This window comes from Streptomyces chlorus, from assembly GCF_042655885.1.
GTDB classification, from domain to species: Bacteria; Actinomycetota; Actinomycetes; order Streptomycetales; family Streptomycetaceae; genus Streptomyces; species Streptomyces chlorus.
Genome location: NZ_JBHSOA010000144.1, coordinates 1 through 1,562, shown reverse-complemented (window position 1 = coordinate 1,562; position 1,562 = coordinate 1). Strand labels below are relative to the sequence as shown.

Below are 1,562 nucleotides of genomic sequence, written 5' to 3'. Positions count from 1 at the left end.
GACCTGCGATGATGGGAGTTCTTGAGGCTTCCAGTACGCACGATCGGCAAGGCACTTCCGAGATACAAGTTTCCCATACTCCAGCGGCGGTCACTGCTGCGTTCGATGACCCGAACCTGGTCGCGCAGGCCGGGCTGGTTCCGGTGCTGCGGCTGGCCGAGCGGTGCGGGCTGTCGCGGCTGGTGGCGGAGAGGGTGAAGCTGGGCGGGGCGAAGAACGGTGCGGGGGCGGCGGCGGATGCCAAGGTCAGCAGCATCGTGGCCGGCATGGCCGCCGGTGCGGACAGTATCGACGACCTCCACATCCTGCGGCACGGCGCGATGCCGGCCCTGTTCCGAGGGGCCCGTGCGCCGTCCACGCTGGGCACGTTCCTGCGCGCGTTCACCCACGGTCACGCACTCCAACTCCACGCCGTGCACCGCAGGTTCCTCGGTCAACTGGCCGCGCACACCCCGCTGCTTCCCGGCTCCGGCGAGAAGGCGTTCATCGACGTCGACTCCACCCACAAACGGGTCTACGGCCGGGCCAAGCAGGGCGCCGAGTACGGCCGGTTCAAGGGCATCCGCACCCTGCACCCCCTGCTCGCCACGGTCTGCACGCCCGGCTCCCGGCCGGTGATCGCCGGAGTGCGGATGCGCCGGGGCAAGGCAGCCGACTCCCGCGGCGCCCCGAAATTCGTCAGTGAGGCCCTGGCCACCGCCGTCGAGGCGGGCTGCACCGGCACCCGGATCCTGCGAGCGGACTCGCAGTTCTACAACGCCGGGGTCATCGCCGCCTGCCGCCGGGCCGGAGCCCACTTCTCGATCACCACCGGCATGAACCCCTCTGTCAAACGGGCCGTCCTCGGCATCCCCGACCAGGCCTGGCAGCAGATCACGTACCCGACCGCGGTGCCCGACCCCGGGACCGGTGAACTCATCTCGGACGCCGAAGTCGCCGAGATACCCGCTTACACCGCCTTCGCGAGCCGCAAGAAGAGCGAGCGGGTCACCGCCCGGCTGATCGTCCGCCGGGTCCGTGACCTGGCCAAACCCGCTGTCGTGGGTGAGCAGGGCGAGCTGTTTCCCGTCTGGCGCTACCACCCGTTCTTCACCGACCAGCCCGCCGAGACCCTCCAGGCCGAACGCGAACACCGCCACCACGCGGTCATCGAGCAGGTCATCGCCGACAGCAAGGCCTCCGCCCTGGCCCACCTGCCCTCCGGACACTTCCACGCCAACGCCGCCTGGCTCACCCTGTGGGCGATGACCTACAACCTGCTGCGAGCCACCGGCGCACAGGCCTCCGCCTTCCACACCAGGGCCACCACCGCCACGATCCGCACCCACCTGGTCCACGTCCCGGCCCGGATCGCCCGCTCCGCCCGCCGCGTCACCCTGCACCTGCCGCACAACTGGCCCTGGCAGCACGCCTGGACACACCTCTTTGACACCACCCACGGGCCGGCCGGCTGACCCGAACAGCCCCTGCCCGCCCCGCCCGCCAGGGCCCGACCGGAACCGAACCCGTGGAAAAGCTGGGCAGACCAGCGGATACCGCCTGCCCACACCCAGCCACCAGCC

1 protein-coding gene is annotated in these 1,562 nt (G+C 70.7%); it reads left to right on the top strand.

Annotated features, from left to right (window positions below):
- The first annotated feature begins 62 nt into the window (after window positions 1-62).
- Window positions 63-1,454: an IS1380 family transposase gene (locus ACFPZI_RS36945; protein WP_381371544.1), complete on the top strand. Its 1,392-nt coding sequence runs from the start codon at window positions 63-65 to the stop codon at window positions 1,452-1,454.
- The last annotated feature ends 108 nt before the right edge of the window (window positions 1,455-1,562 follow it).